Origin of the sequence: Mesorhizobium sp. B2-3-7, from assembly GCF_006442695.1 — a bacterium.
Classification (GTDB): Bacteria; Pseudomonadota; Alphaproteobacteria; order Rhizobiales; family Rhizobiaceae; genus Mesorhizobium.
In genome coordinates, this window is sequence record NZ_VFVV01000001.1 from 381,992 (window position 1) to 397,128 (window position 15,137).

At 64.8% G+C, this 15,137-nt stretch carries 14 protein-coding genes; 8 read left to right on the forward strand and 6 right to left on the reverse strand.

Annotated features, from left to right (window positions below):
* Positions 1-5 precede the first annotated feature (5 nt).
* Positions 6-263, reverse strand: coding sequence for a hypothetical protein (locus FJ940_RS01975; protein WP_140554773.1), 258 nt, complete (start codon positions 261-263; stop codon positions 6-8).
* A gap of 261 nt (positions 264-524) precedes the next feature.
* Between FJ940_RS01975 and FJ940_RS01980 the strand changes: the two genes are divergently transcribed.
* On the forward strand, positions 525-1,160 hold the full coding sequence (locus FJ940_RS01980; RefSeq protein ID WP_140492100.1) for an isoprenylcysteine carboxylmethyltransferase family protein: 636 nt from the start codon (positions 525-527) through the stop codon (positions 1,158-1,160).
* 47 nt (positions 1,161-1,207) lie between these two features.
* Here FJ940_RS01980 and FJ940_RS01985 read toward each other — a convergent pair whose 3' ends face one another.
* Positions 1,208-1,693, reverse strand: a complete 486-nt coding sequence (locus FJ940_RS01985) for a hypothetical protein (protein WP_140492097.1) — start codon at positions 1,691-1,693, stop codon at positions 1,208-1,210.
* Between the two features lie 212 nt (positions 1,694-1,905).
* Between FJ940_RS01985 and FJ940_RS01990 the strand changes: the two genes are divergently transcribed.
* Together FJ940_RS01990 and FJ940_RS01995 are read left to right on the forward strand one after the other, a co-directional pair.
* Positions 1,906-2,271 (forward strand): RidA family protein, encoded by a 366-nt coding sequence (locus FJ940_RS01990; protein WP_140524551.1) that lies wholly within the window; start codon positions 1,906-1,908, stop codon positions 2,269-2,271.
* A gap of 42 nt (positions 2,272-2,313) precedes the next feature.
* On the forward strand, positions 2,314-3,549 hold the full coding sequence (locus FJ940_RS01995; RefSeq protein WP_140655027.1) for an amidohydrolase/deacetylase family metallohydrolase: 1,236 nt from the start codon (positions 2,314-2,316) through the stop codon (positions 3,547-3,549).
* Between the two features lie 231 nt (positions 3,550-3,780).
* Here FJ940_RS01995 and FJ940_RS02005 read toward each other — a convergent pair whose 3' ends face one another.
* Positions 3,781-5,571, reverse strand: a complete 1,791-nt coding sequence (locus tag FJ940_RS02005) for an NAD(P)/FAD-dependent oxidoreductase (protein WP_140563896.1) — start codon at positions 5,569-5,571, stop codon at positions 3,781-3,783.
* Positions 5,572-5,766: 195 nt separating this feature from the next.
* On the reverse strand, positions 5,767-6,711 hold the full coding sequence (locus tag FJ940_RS02010; protein ID WP_140563895.1) for a MurR/RpiR family transcriptional regulator: 945 nt from the start codon (positions 6,709-6,711) through the stop codon (positions 5,767-5,769).
* Positions 6,712-7,038: 327 nt separating this feature from the next.
* Here FJ940_RS02010 and FJ940_RS02015 point away from each other — a divergent pair, with 327 nt between their 5' ends.
* The 5 genes from FJ940_RS02015 to FJ940_RS02035 all read left to right on the forward strand — a co-directional run bounded on the left by FJ940_RS02015 (position 7,039) and on the right by FJ940_RS02035 (position 12,900).
* Complete coding sequence (locus tag FJ940_RS02015) at positions 7,039-7,872, forward strand: ABC transporter ATP-binding protein (RefSeq protein ID WP_140554767.1); 834 nt, start codon at positions 7,039-7,041, stop codon at positions 7,870-7,872.
* Positions 7,869-8,723: an ABC transporter permease gene (locus FJ940_RS02020; protein ID WP_140492076.1), complete on the forward strand. Its 855-nt coding sequence runs from the start codon at positions 7,869-7,871 to the stop codon at positions 8,721-8,723. The genes FJ940_RS02015 and FJ940_RS02020 overlap by 4 nt, the downstream gene beginning before the upstream one ends.
* An 89-nt stretch (positions 8,724-8,812) precedes the next feature.
* Positions 8,813-9,985 (forward strand): ABC transporter substrate-binding protein, encoded by a 1,173-nt coding sequence (locus tag FJ940_RS02025; protein WP_140514055.1) that lies wholly within the window; start codon positions 8,813-8,815, stop codon positions 9,983-9,985.
* Positions 9,986-10,157: 172 nt separating this feature from the next.
* Positions 10,158-11,249 (forward strand): Gfo/Idh/MocA family oxidoreductase, encoded by a 1,092-nt coding sequence (locus tag FJ940_RS02030; RefSeq protein ID WP_140492069.1) that lies wholly within the window; start codon positions 10,158-10,160, stop codon positions 11,247-11,249.
* A gap of 214 nt (positions 11,250-11,463) precedes the next feature.
* Positions 11,464-12,900 carry an amidase gene (locus tag FJ940_RS02035; protein WP_140655031.1) on the forward strand — a complete coding sequence of 479 codons (1,437 nt, stop codon included), beginning with the start codon at positions 11,464-11,466 and terminating at the stop codon, positions 12,898-12,900.
* Positions 12,901-13,139: 239 nt separating this feature from the next.
* Here the strand turns inward: FJ940_RS02035 and FJ940_RS02045 are convergent, their stop codons facing one another.
* Both FJ940_RS02045 and FJ940_RS02050 read right to left on the reverse strand, forming a co-directional pair.
* The gene (locus FJ940_RS02045; RefSeq protein WP_140655034.1) at positions 13,140-14,384 is read right to left on the reverse strand and encodes a Xaa-Pro peptidase family protein; all 1,245 of its coding nucleotides are present in this window, start codon (positions 14,382-14,384) and stop codon (positions 13,140-13,142) included.
* A gap of 149 nt (positions 14,385-14,533) precedes the next feature.
* Complete coding sequence (locus tag FJ940_RS02050; RefSeq protein ID WP_224646169.1) at positions 14,534-15,106, reverse strand: invasion associated locus B family protein; 573 nt, start codon at positions 15,104-15,106, stop codon at positions 14,534-14,536.
* Positions 15,107-15,137 lie beyond the last annotated feature (31 nt).

Below are 15,137 nucleotides of genomic sequence, written 5' to 3' on the forward strand. Positions count from 1 at the left end.
CGGACTTACTTGCCTATGACCTTCATGGCCTGGGCGAAGAAGTCGTCGGCGCGCTTATCATCGTCGGCATTGCAGCGTTGGATGCCCTGGGTCTCCAGTTCCGAGACCTTCGCCTTGTCGGAGGCGCCGAGCTTAACCGTAGCCTCCGCCGCGCGAAGAGCCTTCAGTGTGTCCTCGCAAGGTGCGGTGGCGGCGAAAACGGGCGAGATCGAAGCCGAGACAGCGAGGCTGCCCACCGCAATGGCAAGTGCAAATCTTCTCATGAAACCAGTCCCTGTCCGATGCCGGTGGTCCGGCGGCCATAGTTGATGTCGGCCCATGGCGGACCGGCATCGCAATGATATGGAAGCGACTTCACTCCAGCCTGTCCGCCGGCATACAAATTCGTAAGGTTGGACCTGGTTGGCGCAAAAAGGCTTTACGAACGTCGTGCGCTGCTTTGATAGAAAGCGATTGCCTTGTATCCGCCATCAATGGCGTGCCCGAGTGCACGCGGGCCTCGCCAGCGCCCCAGGAAAACACGAATGACCTACGCTTCCCTCAAGCCGGTCTCAGAGGCCTTCGTCCAGCGCAAACGGCTGATTTTCGTGCGAGTGGCGGCGGTGTTCGCGGTCCTGCTTCTGTTCCTCACCAAGCCTGGGCTCAACGAGGGCTCGCAAGGCCACGAGACGCTCGAATTCCTCGGCTTCTGTCTGGTGCTCGCCTGCGTCGCCGGCCGGCTCTGGAGCATCCTCTATGTCGGCGGCAAGAAAAACGAGGAACTGGTCTCGATCGGACCGTTCTCGATAAGTCAGAACCCGCTCTATTTCTTCTCGACGGTGGGCGCTGTCGGTATCGGACTGCTCTACGGCTCGGTTCTCGCGGCCGTGGCGCTGGGCGCTGCCAGCTTCCTCATCTTCCGCGTCACGGCGCGCAAGGAAGCCGAATACCTCCTGGGCAAATTCGGCCCGGCCTATCTCGCCTACACCAAGGCCACGCCGCGCTTCTGGCCGAACCCGCTGCTCTACCGCGACAATGACGAGTTGCAATTCTCGACGCGCGCGCTGAAGCGCACCTTCTATGACGGGCTCTATTTCCTGGCCATTTTCCCGGCCATCGAGCTGATCGAATATCTCCGGGAGAGCGGGCTGCTGTTCCCGGCCTTCGTGACGCTCTACTGATCGTCGGATCGGTTGCAAAAACCGACCGCCCTCGACAACAGGCGCTATCAGCCTCCCAGCGGATAGGGCATGTAGCCGACGAAGCCCGCGATCTTCCAGCTGCCGCCGACCTTCCTGCAGAAATACAGCGTCTGCCATTTCAGCCGATCGACGCCGCCATCCGCCTTGGCGACGGTGCCGTCGAATTTCTTGTGCAGCACGGCGCGGTCGCCGTCGACATCGATGTCGCGCAGGTTGGTGACGCGGAACAGCGCCTCGCGCAGCGGCTCGGCGAATTTGGTCGCCGCCGTTTCCTTGGCCTGGCGGAGCCACTCGTCGCGATAGATCTCCAGCCGCGGGAACTGCAGCCGCCAGGCGTCGGCGTTGGCAAGAAAATGCGCGTGCATGCCGAAGAAGCTTTCGGCGACAAAATCGTCCTCGACCATGGACCAGTCCTGACCGATGAAGGCATCGATGTCGCGCCGCACCAGCATCTCCCAGAGGGCGTGGCGGTCGGCATCACCTGATGGAAACGGGTTCTTGTCGAAGGTCATTCTCGGTTCTCCGCTCTGGAAATGCGCCCGTCCGTTTCAAGCCCGGCCGGCGAGCGCGCACGATGCAAGCGCTTCTGTAATAAAGCAACATGGATTTCCAGGAATGTTGCTTTCCAACAAGACCTCTATCGGGATCGCCTCGATCGGGGTAAATCTCGGCCGAAGCGGGCGCTCCCACCGTGTCCCGTCATAGCATCAGAGGAGGTCCGCTCTTGCCCAAGCAATGTTTTGGAACGTCGCATGTCCCGCTGTCACCCGCGGTGCGGGCCGGCGACTTCGTCTATATCTCGGGCCAGGTGCCGGTCGGCGGCGACGGCATCGTGGTCAGGGGCGGCATATCCGAACAGACGGAGCAGGTGCTTTCCAACGTCAAGGCGGCGCTGGCGCTGGCCGGCTGCACCATGGACGATGTGGTCAAGACCACCGTCTGGCTGGAGGACGCGCGCGACTTCGGCGCCTTCAACGCCGTCTATGCCAGGCATTTCCCGAAGAACCCGCCGGCCCGCACCACGGTCGAATCGCGGCTGATGATCGACATCAAGATCGAAGTGGAAGCCGTCGCCTACCGGCCGCTCTGACGGCCGTCGGCGAGGATGGAACGAAGCGGAGAGGCGCGCCCGATGCAATTTGATCTTCTGTTCAAGGGCGGGCGGCTGATCGATCCGGCGGCCGGGCTCGACGCGCCGCGCGATCTTGCCATCGCCAATGGCCGCATCGCCGCCGTCGACGCCGACATTCCCGCCGACCGCGCGGCCAGCGTCATCGATGCCAAGGGCTGCATCGTGGCGCCCGGCCTCGTCGACCTGCACAGCCACGTCTATTGGGGCGGCACCTCGCTCGGCGTCGATGCCGACCGGCTGGCGGCCAAGAGCGGCACCACCACCTTCATTGATGCCGGCAGTGCCGGCGCCGGCAATTTCCTCGGCTTCCGCCGCCATGTCATGGAGCGCTCGAAGGTGCGCATCCTGGCTTATGTCAACATCTCCTTCGCCGGCATTTTCGGCTTCTCGCAGACCGTCTCGGTCGGCGAGTGCAGCGATCTCAGGCTCTGCGAACCGCGTGAGGTGGTGGCGGCGGTGCGCGAGCACGCGGACGTCGTCGTCGGCGTCAAGGTCCGCTCCGGCAAGCATGCCGGCGGCACCAGCGGCATCGCGCCGGTCGATCTGGCGCTGGAGGCGGCCGACAAATCCGGTCTGCCGCTGATGGCGCACATAGACGAACCGCCGCCCGGGCGCTCGGAAGTGCTGCCGCGCCTGCGCAGGGGCGACATTCTCACCCACTGCTTCCGACCGTTTCCGAACGCGCCGGTCTTCGCCTCCGGCGCGGTGCGGCCCGACATGCGGCTGGCGCGCGAGCGTGGCGTCATCTTCGATCTCGGCCACGGCATGGGCTCGTTCGACTTCGAGGTCGCTCGCGCCATGCTGGCCGAAGGGCTGGCGCCCGACGTCATCTCGAGCGACGTGCATCTCTACTGCGTCGACGGTCCTGCCTTCGACATACTGGTGTGCATGTCGAAGCTGCTGGCGCTCGGCATGCCGCTGGTCGAGGTGTTGCGCGCCGCCACCCAAGCGCCGGCGCAGGCGATCGCGCGGCCTGATCTGGGCACGCTCAAGGTCGGAACCGCCGGCGACGTCGCGCTGCTGCGGCAGCACTCCGGCCGCTTCACCTTTGTCGACGCGGTCGGCGCCTCGCTGGTCGCCGACCAGCGGCTGGTCTGCGAAGGCATCGCCATCGGCGGCGCCTGGTGGCCGAACGAGACGATGAACGATGTCGGCGACACCGAGCGTTTCGAGGCGCATATGGGGCATACGCATGTCGAGGTCGCGGCCAGGCATTTTGGGCACCGGCATGATTGATTGATCTCGGTAGCACTGCGCCGCCTGTCTTGCCGCGGCTGCGAGTTTGGCGAATGGCTTCCCCCACTCCGTCGCTGCTCCGCAGCGCCACCTCTCCCCCCTCCGGAGGGAGAGGAAGGGAGCCTCCCGGCATAAGCTCGCGCCCTTCCTCTCCCCCGTCGATCGGGGGAGAGGTGTCGAGCGAAGCTCGACGGAGTGGGGGCGACCTTCCCTTGAAGCAACGCTTCCGCTTCACCGTCGCGCGTTGCTGACCGCCCCATAAACCGGCGTATCAATCCCCTCCATCCGCGCCTTGATCTGCAGCGCCACATATTTCGAATAGAAGCGCGAGAGCGCCAGATTGCCGCCGTGGAACCACAGCGCTTCCTGTGCCGTCGGTTTCCACATGTTGCGCAGTTCGCCCTGCCATGGCCCGGGGTCGCCCTTGACGCCGGAGCCGAGGCCCCAGCACGGGCCGACCCTGTCGGCGACCTCGCGCGAGACGATTTGCGCCACGGTTTCGTTCATCGACTGATAGCCGGTGCAGGCGATGATGGCGTCGGCTTCAAGCTCGCTGCCGTCCTCGAAGAGAATGCCTTTCGCGGTCAGCGACTTGATCGCCACGCCGCTGCGGATGCCGATCTTGCCGTCGATGATCAGGTCCGAGGCGCCGACATCGATGTAGTAGCCGGAGCCGGTGCGGTAGGCCTTCATCAGCAGGCCGGTCTCGTCGTCGCCGAAGTCGAGGGCGAACCCGGCGGCGCGAAGCCGCTCGTAAAAAGCCGCGTCGCGTGCGCGGATGACGTCGTAGAGCGCTCGCTGGCCCTTGGGCACCAGCGCGAAGGGCGTCGAGGCGACGATCATGTCGGCCTTTTCGGTGGTGATGCCGCGCGCCAGCGCGTTCTCCGAAAAGATCTCGAAACCGACTTCCATCAGCGTGTCCGATTTGACCACGGTCGTCGGCGAACGCTGGATCATGGTGACCTCGGCGCCGCTTTCCCAGAGATCGACGCAGACGTCATGCCCGGAGCTCGCCGCGCCGATGACCGCGGTCTTTTTGCCGCGGAGCTTCTCGCCGCTGGAATACTGGCTGGAATGCAGCAGCTCGCCCTTAAAGTCACCGGCGCCCGGCAGGTCGATCGGCCGCGCCGGACCGTAGGCGCCGGTGGCGAAGACGATGTGCTTGGGCTTCAGCGTGATGTGCTGGCCGACGCGGTCCACGACCACGGTCCAGACCTTCTCGGCCTCGTCATAGCTGGCGCTGACGCATCTGGTGGCGACCCAATAGTTGAGCTCCATGACGCGCGTGTACATTTCCAGCCAGTCGCCCATCTTGTCCTTGGGCGTGAAGACCGGCCAATTGTCGGGAAACGGAATGTAAGGCAGATGGTCGTACCAGACCGGATCGTGCAGCACGAGCGTGCGGTAGCGCTTGCGCCAGGAATCGCCCGGCCGGGCATTCTTCTCGATGACGATCGAGGGCACGCCGAGCTGCCTGAGCCGCGCGCCCAGCATGATGCCGCCCTGGCCGCCGCCGATGACCAGGCAATAGGGCTGCTCGGAAGCGCCAAGCTCGCGGGTCTCGCGCGCGCGCGCCTCCGACCAGGTCTCGCGCTCCGGGTCGGCCTTGTGGCGCACGCCCAGCGGCCGCGTCGCGCCCTTGCGCTCCTCGAATCCTTTCAGGTCGGTCATTGCCGTGAACAATGTCCGGCAGCGGCCGTCGCGCAGGCGCATGATGCCCTGGCCCGAGGCCACGGCGGTCTCGAAGGTGAACCAGGCCTCGATTATCTCCTCGTCCGAGGTGGCTTCGCCGGTGAGCTGCCATCTTGCCGGCCGCGTCGCTGCCAGCGTCGCCTTCAGCATGTCGGCGATCGCCTCGCGCCCTTCCATCGTGGTGACGTTCCAGGTGAAGGTCAGGAGGTCACGCCAGTAGCAATCGTCGACGAACAGGTTGGCCGCGGCCGCTATGTCACCGGCTTCGAGCGCCTTGTCGAAAGCGCCGAGCCATGCGGCTGCCTGTTGCGATGGTGCTATTTCGAGCATTTGTTTCCCTCTTTTTCGCGTTGGCGCTGTCCGGTGTTCCCTTCTCCCCTTGTGGGAGAAGGTGGCCTCGCGGAGCGAGGTCGGATGAGGGGTGCTCCAGCTCGGCACGGCCGGCACTCCGTCACCCACCCCTCAACCGTCTCGGCGCTGCGCGCCGATCCACCTTCTCCCACAAGGGGAGAAGGAAAAAACGTCCTAATCCCCGAGCGGCTCCATCTCGTTGCCGGTGCGGTGGATCTGGGCATTGTATTTGATGCGGCGGACCGTCTCGCGGGCCGAGCCGTCGAGCTTGTAGGCGGCAGCCACCGCCATGAGGTCGATCATGGCCAAAAAGGCGAAGCGCGATGCCGTCGGCTTCAGCGTATCGGGATATTCCGGCACCGCTACGGTCAGCCTGACGTCGCCGACGCGCGCGAGCTCGGTGTCGGGCGCCGTCACGCAGATGGCATTGGCGCGGTAGTGCTTGGCGAGTTCGACCGCCTCGATCACCTCGCGCGTGCGCCCCGTCGCCGAAATGGCGATCACCAGGTCGCCGGGCTTCAAGGTCGAGGCGGTCATGCGCATGAGATAAGGGTCGCATTGCGCGCTGATCGATATGCCGTAGCGAAACAGCCGGTACTGCGTTTCCTGCGCCAGCGCCGAGGAACTGCCGCCCAGTCCGAACACCGTAACCTGGCGCGCCTTGGCGATCAGCTCGGCGGCCTTCTGCAGCTGGACCGGATCGAGCTGCCGCTCGGCCTCCTGCAGCGCCCGCCGCGCTTCGCCGAACACCGCGTTCCAGAACGGCATGCCGGTGTCGTTCTCCCTGGCTGGCGAAGTGTCCAGATAGAGCGCGCCGACGACGAGGCTCTGCGCCAGCTTCAGCTTGAAATCACGCACGCCCTCGCAGCCGATGGCGCGGCAGAAGCGGGTCACCGTCGGTTCGCTGACGCCGGCACGCTGGGCAAGGGCGGCGTTGGAGGCATCGACCGCGTATTTGACGTCGTCGAGCACGACATCGGCGACGCGGCGCTCGGCCGGACGCAGCTCGGCATAGGTATCCTTGACCAGCGAGATGATGTCGGGAATGCGCCGCACAGGCTCACCCCCGTCCGCCTCGCCATCCGTCATCAGGTTTTCCCGGCTGTCAGCTTCGGTCATGAAGTGGCCTTCCCTGGTCCCTTGTCGACCTCTTACCATGCTTGCACGCTGTCGTTCCATGTGCACGGCCCCGCTGCAACTGCTGCGTGCCGTTGCGGCATGTCACCCGGCTTTGCCCATCTGCAACGCCCGCCTTGTTGTGCCACTTTTCCCGAGTATGTAGGAAAGCAACACGCATTTCAAGATAAAGAAAAGACAATGAAAGCAGACATATAGTGGAATAGGCGGCTCTCAACGACGGAACGATCGCGCTCTTCGCTTGACACCAAAGTAGGATAGTTACACACTGACTTTGGCAGTCGATTGGACGCACTCTCCGAGGGGCGGATGAACGCGGGCGAAACAACAGCGCCGAAGCTTGGTGTGCAGGCAGCGACCAAGATCTATCACACCGCATCCGGCGACCTCCTGGCGCTGGACCGCTGCAGCCTCGACGTCCACGCCAATGAAATCGTTTCGATCGTCGGCCCGTCCGGCTGCGGCAAGACCACGCTTTTGTGGTCGATGTCGGGCTTGCACAGCCTGACCGGCGGCGAGATCCGGCTCGACGGCGTCAAGATCACCGGGCCGCATCCCGACATCGGCATCGTGTTCCAGGAAGCGAACCTGCTGCCTTGGCGCAATCTCGATGCCAACATCCGCTTTCCCTTCGAGATCAAGGGCGAGAAACCAGACCGCGCATGGATCGCGCATCTGCTCCACCGCGTCGGGCTCGACGGTTTCGGCGGCAAGTTCCCGCGCGAGCTTTCGGGCGGCATGCAGCAGCGCGCCGCGATCGTGCGGGCGCTGGCGCCAAAACCCTCCGTGCTTTTGATGGACGAGCCGTTCGGCGCGCTCGACAGTTTTACCCGCGAGGAGATGAACCGTCTCGTCGAGGAGATCTGGCTCGACACCAAGACCACCATCGTCTTCATCACCCACAGCATTGAGGAAGCAATCTTTCTCTCCGACCGCGTGGTGGTGCTGAGCGCGCGGCCCGGCCGCGTCGCCAGGGAGTATCGCGTGCCGTTCGCGCGACCGCGCTCGCTGGAGATCATGGCGACGAAAGAGGTTTTCGACCTCACCAACCGGATCAAGATGGACATCGTCGGCGAGCGCGCCAGGCCCAAGGCACCGGAGCAGGAACGCGTCGGCGCCGAGATCGTGAGGATCAGGCCGTGAGCGACGCCATCCCGGAATTCTCGAAATCGAAATCGGGTGCCAAGTCCGGCGATGGGCAGGACGTCAGCCTGACCAATCTCTCGGCCTTCGCCAGCGGCCCCGGCATCAAGTCGGGCAAGGAGGTGGCGGCGATCATAGCTGTCGCCGTGATCATCATCGGCGGCATCGAATTGGCGCTGCGCCTGTTCCATGTGCCGCTCTATATCATGCCGCCGCCAAGCTCGATCGCCTATGCGCTGTTCGACGAGTTCCCGCTTATTGCGCCGCATCTCGGCTATACGCTGGTCGAGCTGGTTTCCGGCTTCGCCATCGGAGCCGTCGTCGGCCTGGTGCTGGCCGCCGTCATCACCCAGTTTCCCTTCGCCGAAAAGATCGTCGCGCCCTACATCCTGCTTCTCGTCACCACGCCGATGCTGGCGCTGGTGCCGCTTTTGATCCTTCGCTTTGGTTTCGGCTACACGCCGCGCATCATCGCGGTGGCGCTGGCCGCCGGGCCGATGGTGATGATAAACGCAGCCACCGGCTTTCGCCGCGTCGACAGCGCCAAGATCGCGCTGGCGCGCTCCTACGGCGCCAGCACCTTGCAGATATTCTGGAAGATCCGCGCGCCGATGGCGCTGCCTATGATCCTGGTCGGGCTGATGATCGGCGCCATCTTCGGCCTGCTGACCGCAGTCGGCGCGGAGATGGTCGGCGGCGGCTTCGGCCTCGGCAACCGGCTCACCACCTATTCGTCGATGATCCAGATGCCGCAATTCTTCGCCGTGGTGCTGATCCTGTCGACGCTCGGCATCCTGATTTACGTGCTGTTCTTCCTGATCGGCAAGAAATGGGCGAGCTGGGAGGCTTGAGCACGAGATCATGAACGCCCCGGAGCGGGCGAGGAGCGGGCGAAAGGCCATCGATCAACAAGAAGGTCAATCAACAAAAGGGGAATGCCATGACCGACCAGAACTCATTCCAGACGGCGACAAGAACGGGCATCAGCCGCCGCACCTTCCTGCAGGTGACGGCAGCCGGCGTCGTGACCGCCACCGCGCTCGGTGCATCGGGCTTGAAGGCCAGGGCGGCGGCCTATGAAAAATTCACCTGGATCTCGCCGCGCGGCACGCTCGAAGTGCTCGACGACTATCCTTATTGGGCAGCCAAGAAGGCAGGCTATTTCGACGGGCTCAGCACCGACATGCAGCCAGGCCCGTCGGACGGCACGGCGACGGTGAAGTTCGTCGATGTCGGCCAGGCCGATATGGGCTTTCCCTCGCCCGGCGTGTTCTCCTTCGCCATCCAGAACGGCATGAAGCTGAAGTCGGTGTTCCACATGGGCGCGCGCGACACGTTCTCCATCGCCTTCCGCAAGGGCGAGGGTACGAACGACTTGAAGAAGCTCGAAGGCAAGACCATCCTGCTCGGCTCCGCCGCCTGGCAGTCGATCACCGATCCGCTGCTCGCCGCGCAAGGCGTCGACATCAAGAAGGTCAAGTATGTCGAGGCCGGCTGGCCGACGTGGGGCACCGCGCTCGCCGGCGGCCAGGGCGACGCTGCCTTGTCGTGGGAGGGGCTGCGCGCCGAATGGATCGCCAAGGGCCTCGACTTCGAATACTGGCTCGGCGTGAAGAATTCCAAGCTGCCGGCCAACACCTTCGTCGTGCGCGCCGCCGATCTCGAAGATCCCGACAAGAAGGCGTTCCTGGAAAAATATCTGCGCGGCTGGGCGATGGGGCTGGAGTTCGGCTACCAGAACCCACGCGCGGCGGTCGAAGCGGTGTTCGAGCAGTTCCCGACATTGGCCAAGAACCTCGGCCCCGAGCTCGGCACCACCTCGATCCTGCAGCAGATCAACGTCTTCCGCGGCGACATGGACAAGCGCGGCGGCTGGGGCTCGCACGACATGGCGAGCTGGCAAGGCTTCTTCGACGAGATCCACAAGATCGGCCAGATCACCAATCCGGTGAAGGCCGAGGATGTCTGCACCAACGAGCTGATTCCGGCCGCCAACGACTTCGACAAGGCCAAGGTCAAGGCCGATGCCGACAGCGTCAAGCTGACGGAGGGCTTTGCCGCGCTCGATGTCGAGAAGATCAAGGCGCATCTGTTCGATTCGGCGGTGAAGTAAGAGCTGCAAAAAGAGGTCGTTCATTGCCCTGTCTTGGCTCCTTTCCTCTCCCTCCGGACAGGGTAGAGGAAAGGGCAGGCGGATGAGGGGCGGCGCCAACCTGAAGTGATTGTTCTGGATGCCCAGGCGCGGCAGCAGCTCGCCAGGTCCTATCAAAAATTGGGAGGCTGAATTGGCCGACAAAATAAAAGTGCTGGTTGTGGGTCTCGGCAATATGGGCGCCTCGCATGCCAGCGCCTATCACCGCTCGGACGGCTTCGAGATCGTCGGCATCATGAGCCGCTCGATCAAGAGCAACAAGAAGATTCCAGCCGAATTGTCCGGCTATCCGCTTTACGAGGATTTCGATCAGGCGCTCGCGGTGACCAGGCCGGACGCCGTGTCGATCAACAGCTGGCCCAACACCCATGCCGAATACGCGCTGAAGGCGATAGCGGCCAACTGCCACGTGTTCATGGAAAAGCCGCTCGCCACCAACATCGAGGATGCCGAAAAGGTCGTCGCGGCAGCGCGGGCGAAGAACCGCAAGCTGGTGCTTGGCTACATCCTGCGCGTCCACCCGTCCTGGATAAAATTCATCGAGGTCGGCAAGACGCTGGGCAAGCCGCTGGTGATGCGCCTCAACCTCAACCAGCAGAGCAGCGGCAGCGCCTGGCACTGGCACAAGAACCTGATCGATTCGCTGATCCCGATCGTTGATTGCGGCGTGCACTATGTCGACGTCATGTGCCAGCTCACGGGCGCCAGGCCGGTGCGCGTGCACGGCATCGGCGCGAAGCTCTGGGCGGAAGCCGACAAGCAGAATTACGGCCATCTCCACGTCACCTTCGATGACGGTTCGGTCGGCTGGTACGAGGCAGGCTGGGGGCCGATGATGAGCGAGACGGCCTATTTCGTGAAGGACGTGGTGGGGCCGAAGGGCGCGGTGTCGATCGTCGCCGGCCAGCAGGCGAGCAGCGCAGCGGAAGCGGCGGAGGTGTCGAACTCGGCCGACATCGACCGCCACACCAAGACCGACGCGCTGAAGATCCATTATGCGGCGGTCGACGCCGACAAGAACTTTGCGAAACCCGACGAGATCGTCAGCATGGAAGACGAGCCCGGCCACCAGGAGCTCTGCGACCGCGAGCAGGCCTTCTTCCTGCGCGCCATCCGCGAGGATCTCGATTTGACCGAGCAGATGGACGCCGCCGTCAACAGCCTGCGCATCGTGCTCGCCGCGGAACAGAGCATCGAATTGGGGCGCACCGTCGAGCTGGCGTGAGACAAGCGCGCTGCTGGGGGCAGCAGTTTCAGGTCGGTGCCCCTCACTCAGCCCTCTCCCGAGAAGAACGGGAGGCGGTCGCCAGCATCAGAGCGCTTTCCTTCTCCCCGTCATGACGGGGAGAAGGTGCCGGCAGGCGGATGAGGGGCGGCGCCAACGTCGGCCCGAAGCGATAGCTCGGGCGCGGCGCGAGGCAAAGACTGGGAGGAGAGACATGGTCACCGACAGCCTGCTGAAAACCTATGCGAACTCCGATGCGCTGGATCTTGCTGACTTGGTGCATCGGGGCGAGATTTCACCTGCGGAAATGGTCGAGGCGGCGATCACGCTGGTCGAGCAGCTCAACCCGGCGCTGAACGCGGTCATCCATCGCCTCTACGACATGGCGCGTGCCCAGGCGCAGACGGTCGACAGATCAGCACCTTTCGCCGGCGTGCCATTCCTGCTCAAGGAACTGGCCTCGTCCTGGACCGGCGCGCCGAACACCAACTCTTGCCTCTACCTGAAAGATGTCGTCGCCGATTTCGACACCGAAGTCGTGCGCCGCATGAAGGCGGCCGGGCTGGTGCTGGTCGGCAAGTCGAACGCGCCCGAAAACGGCTGGTCGATCACGACGGAACCGAAGCTCTACGGCACGACGAAGAACCCGTGGAAGGAAGGCATCACGCCAGGTGGCTCGAGCGGCGGCGCGGCGGCGGCCGTCGCTTCGCGCATGGTGCCGATCGCCGAGGCTAGCGACGGCGCCGGCTCGATCCGCATTCCGGCCTCCTGCTGCGGCATCGTCGGGCTGAAGCCGTCGCGCGGCCGCGTCAGCCTGGCACCGTTCGGCGACTATTGGTATGGCGGCGCCTACTTCCTGTGCTGCTCGCGCAGCGTGCGCGACACGGCGGCCTATCTCGACGCGGTGGCCGGCGCCTTGCCGGGCGACCCCTATACGCCGCCGGTCCCCGACGCCTCCTGGCTCAGCCTGTCGGCACAGGCGCCGAAGAAACTGCGCATCGGCTTCACCGTCACCCCGCCCAACGGCACGGCCATCGATGCGGAAGTGAAGGCCGCCGTGCTGGCCACCGTGGCGGCGCTGGAGCGGCTGGGACATGACGTCGAGGAACACGACATGCCGCTCGATGCCGATGCCATGTGGACCACCTACACCAACATGACCTGCGTACAGACGGCGGCGACCTTCGACTATCATGAAACGGTGATCGGCCGGCCGGTGACGCCTGATGATGTCGAACCGGTGACCTGGGCGATCATCGAACGCGGCCGTGCGACCAGCGGCACCAGGCACATTTCCGATGTCGAGCAGCTCAGGCAGGTCGGCCGCGACATCGTCGGCGACCTTTCGCCCTACGATCTCCTCATCACCCCGACGCTGACGCAACTGCCGCGTCCGTTCGGCTATTACGATATGTCGGAGACCGACATCGACCGCTACAACGCCAAATGGACGGATGCGGCGTTCGCCTTCCCCTTCAACATCTCAGGCCAGCCGGCCATCTCGCTGCCGCTCGGCTGGTCGAAAGACGGCGTACCGATCGGGGTGCAGCTTGTCGGCCGCTACGGCGACGAGGCGACGGTGCTGGCCGCGTCGGCGCAGCTCGAGCGGGAAATGCCGTGGAGGGACAGGCGGCCGCCGGTGAGCGGTTAATCGCTCGCGGCAGGGCACCCATCGCCGAGTTCTGTGGCGCCCCCCTCTGTCCTGCCGGTCATCTCCCCCTCAAGGGGGGAGATTGGAAGTTTCGGCGCCGGCTCATCTTGTTCTTGCAACGTTGAAAAATGGCGAAAGCGGGAGCGATAGTCGATCTCCCCTTGAGGGGGAGATGCCCGGCAGGGCAGAGGGGGGCGCCGTAGGGCGCTGACAGTGACACCGTCACGATCCCGCCCTCGCTATCCTATCCTCTCCAACCGCCTCGGCAGCCGGTTCATGGCGACGGGCCCGTTCGGCGTGATCAGGAATTGGTCCTCCAGGTTGAAGCTGGCGAGGCCGTCGATGTAGAGCGGGATCTCGAAGGCCAGCACCATGCCGGCTTCGACCACGACATCGCTCTCGGCCGCAATGAACGGCCATTGCTCCGAAAACACAGACTGCCCGACACCGTGGCCGAAATGCCCACGGCGGTAGGAGCGCAGGCCTTGCCGCGTCAGGCTGTCGGTGGCGGCGCGGTGCACATGGCCGAGCGAATTTCCCGGCACGAGTGCCGCCAGCCCGTCCTCGAAAGCGCGCTCGGCGATCGCGTGCAGTTCGACCTGGTCGGCGGAAGCGGGGCCGAAAGTGAAGTTGCGCGACATGTCGGAGGCATACCCGCCGACCGTGCAGACCATGTCGCATTTCAGCGGATCGCCGGGCATCGCCTTGGCATCGGCACCTTTGGCCCGGGCGCCGAGCGTCACATATTCCGCCGTCGCGACCGGATGGGAGAGGCCCGCCGCCGCCGCGGCCACGCCTTGCCGGTAGAGCGCGACGAGATCGGCCTGGCGCATGCCGGCCATCGCATCCACCTGCAGCCGCTCCAGCCCTGCTTCAGACAGGATAATGCCTTGCTGCAGGAGCTCGATCTCGCGTTGCGACTTGATCGCCCGCAGCCGATCCAAGACCGACGAGCCGTCGACCATCCGGCAATGCGGCAGCAGCGCCTGCATGGCCGCGAAATCGGCGGTCGGAACAAAGTCGAGGTCGACGCCGAGCGTTGCGCGCTCCAGTCCGAATTCGGCAAGCAAAGCTTGCAACTGGCGCACCGAGCCGGCGAGATCGAAGGTGGCGGGGCGCGCGAAATCCGGCGCGCGGGCAAGCGAGACAAGGCCGGCCTCGATGCGCTCCGCCAGAAGAAGGCCGCGGGTTTCCGTCTCGACCGGCGCGGATTCGATCCAGATCGGGTGCGAACGCACCACCGCTTCGGGCGCTGCGATCCGCAGCTGCGCCGCGTTGAAATCCGCGACGACGACGCCGATCGGCAGGTCCTGCCCAGCCGGGATGACAACGAAGCCGGCGCCGGCACGCCGGAACAGCCCCGCCGGTCCGATCGACACGCCGGTCGCATAGTGGAAGGCCTCGGGCGCTGAGAGCACCAGCGCCTGCAGGCCGGCGCGTTGCATCAGTTGCATCGCGCGCTGGCGGTCGACAAAGCCGGTCATGGTTCTCTCCGGATGGCTGAAGCGACATCGGAGCATTGCGGAAGCGGACAATCAAGCGGCACGATGCCGGTAGTCTCCGCCACAAGATGGAACCTGTCGTGGCCTGGAGCATTGCCCGGCGACGGCGGCGGGGGAGCGCGCCGAGCCCGCTACTTGATCGATTCCAGCTTGGCGAGGGCGGCGGTGAAGCCCGCCAGCGAGACCGGGATGGTGACCGGCTTGCGGGTCACCGATTCCATGCCGATGTTGAGATTGGTTCCCGACTTCATCGCCTTGATCAGCTCCGGCGGCAGCGGGGTGGCGGCATAGGCGCCGTTCTGGTCGCTGGTCTGGATGGCGATCGTCGTCTTCTGGCCCTGATCGATCTGGTAGCTGGCGCCGGAGGGCAGGAACAGCCCGTGCGGCAGGGCAAGCAGCATGGCGAGAGAGCCGTTGCCATTGTCGCGGCGCACGGTCACAGTCAGCACGCGCTGCCCGGTCTTGGCTTCGGTCAGGTTCTGCGACACCTGGCATTGAAGCTCGCTGTTGGCCGCGCCGCTTGAACAGTTCACCGCCCATGGATTGGCGTCGGCCGGCTTGGATTGAGCGGCCGGGGGCTGCGCCGGCTTGGCGTCCTCGGCAAGCGCCGGCCCGGTGACCGATGCGATCAGCCCCAGGGCGCCCAGTGCTGCGGCCAGATTTAACAGATTAGCACGCGCTAAAATGGCTGCCATGTTCTTCATGCCCCGCATTTTTCTCGAAACGGCAGGTATT

What these genes read in the sequence shown, in the direction of transcription:
- FJ940_RS02045 (WP_140655034.1), bottom strand. Translation starts at nt 14,384, where the DNA reads ATGACCGGCTTTGTCGACCGCCAGCGCGCGATGCAACTGATGCAACGC.
- FJ940_RS02025 (WP_140514055.1), top strand. Translation starts at nt 8,813, where the DNA reads ATGACCGACCAGAACTCATTCCAGACGGCGACAAGAACGGGCATCAGC.
- FJ940_RS02005 (WP_140563896.1), bottom strand. Translation starts at nt 5,571, where the DNA reads ATGCTCGAAATAGCACCATCGCAACAGGCAGCCGCATGGCTCGGCGCT.
- FJ940_RS02050 (WP_224646169.1), bottom strand. Translation starts at nt 15,106, where the DNA reads ATGAAGAACATGGCAGCCATTTTAGCGCGTGCTAATCTGTTAAATCTG.
- FJ940_RS01985 (WP_140492097.1), bottom strand. Translation starts at nt 1,693, where the DNA reads ATGACCTTCGACAAGAACCCGTTTCCATCAGGTGATGCCGACCGCCAC.
- FJ940_RS02010 (WP_140563895.1), bottom strand. Translation starts at nt 6,711, where the DNA reads ATGACCGAAGCTGACAGCCGGGAAAACCTGATGACGGATGGCGAGGCG.
- FJ940_RS01975 (WP_140554773.1), bottom strand. Translation starts at nt 263, where the DNA reads ATGAGAAGATTTGCACTTGCCATTGCGGTGGGCAGCCTCGCTGTCTCG.
- FJ940_RS02035 (WP_140655031.1), top strand. Translation starts at nt 11,464, where the DNA reads ATGGTCACCGACAGCCTGCTGAAAACCTATGCGAACTCCGATGCGCTG.
- FJ940_RS01995 (WP_140655027.1), top strand. Translation starts at nt 2,314, where the DNA reads ATGCAATTTGATCTTCTGTTCAAGGGCGGGCGGCTGATCGATCCGGCG.
- FJ940_RS02015 (WP_140554767.1), top strand. Translation starts at nt 7,039, where the DNA reads ATGAACGCGGGCGAAACAACAGCGCCGAAGCTTGGTGTGCAGGCAGCG.
- FJ940_RS01980 (WP_140492100.1), top strand. Translation starts at nt 525, where the DNA reads ATGACCTACGCTTCCCTCAAGCCGGTCTCAGAGGCCTTCGTCCAGCGC.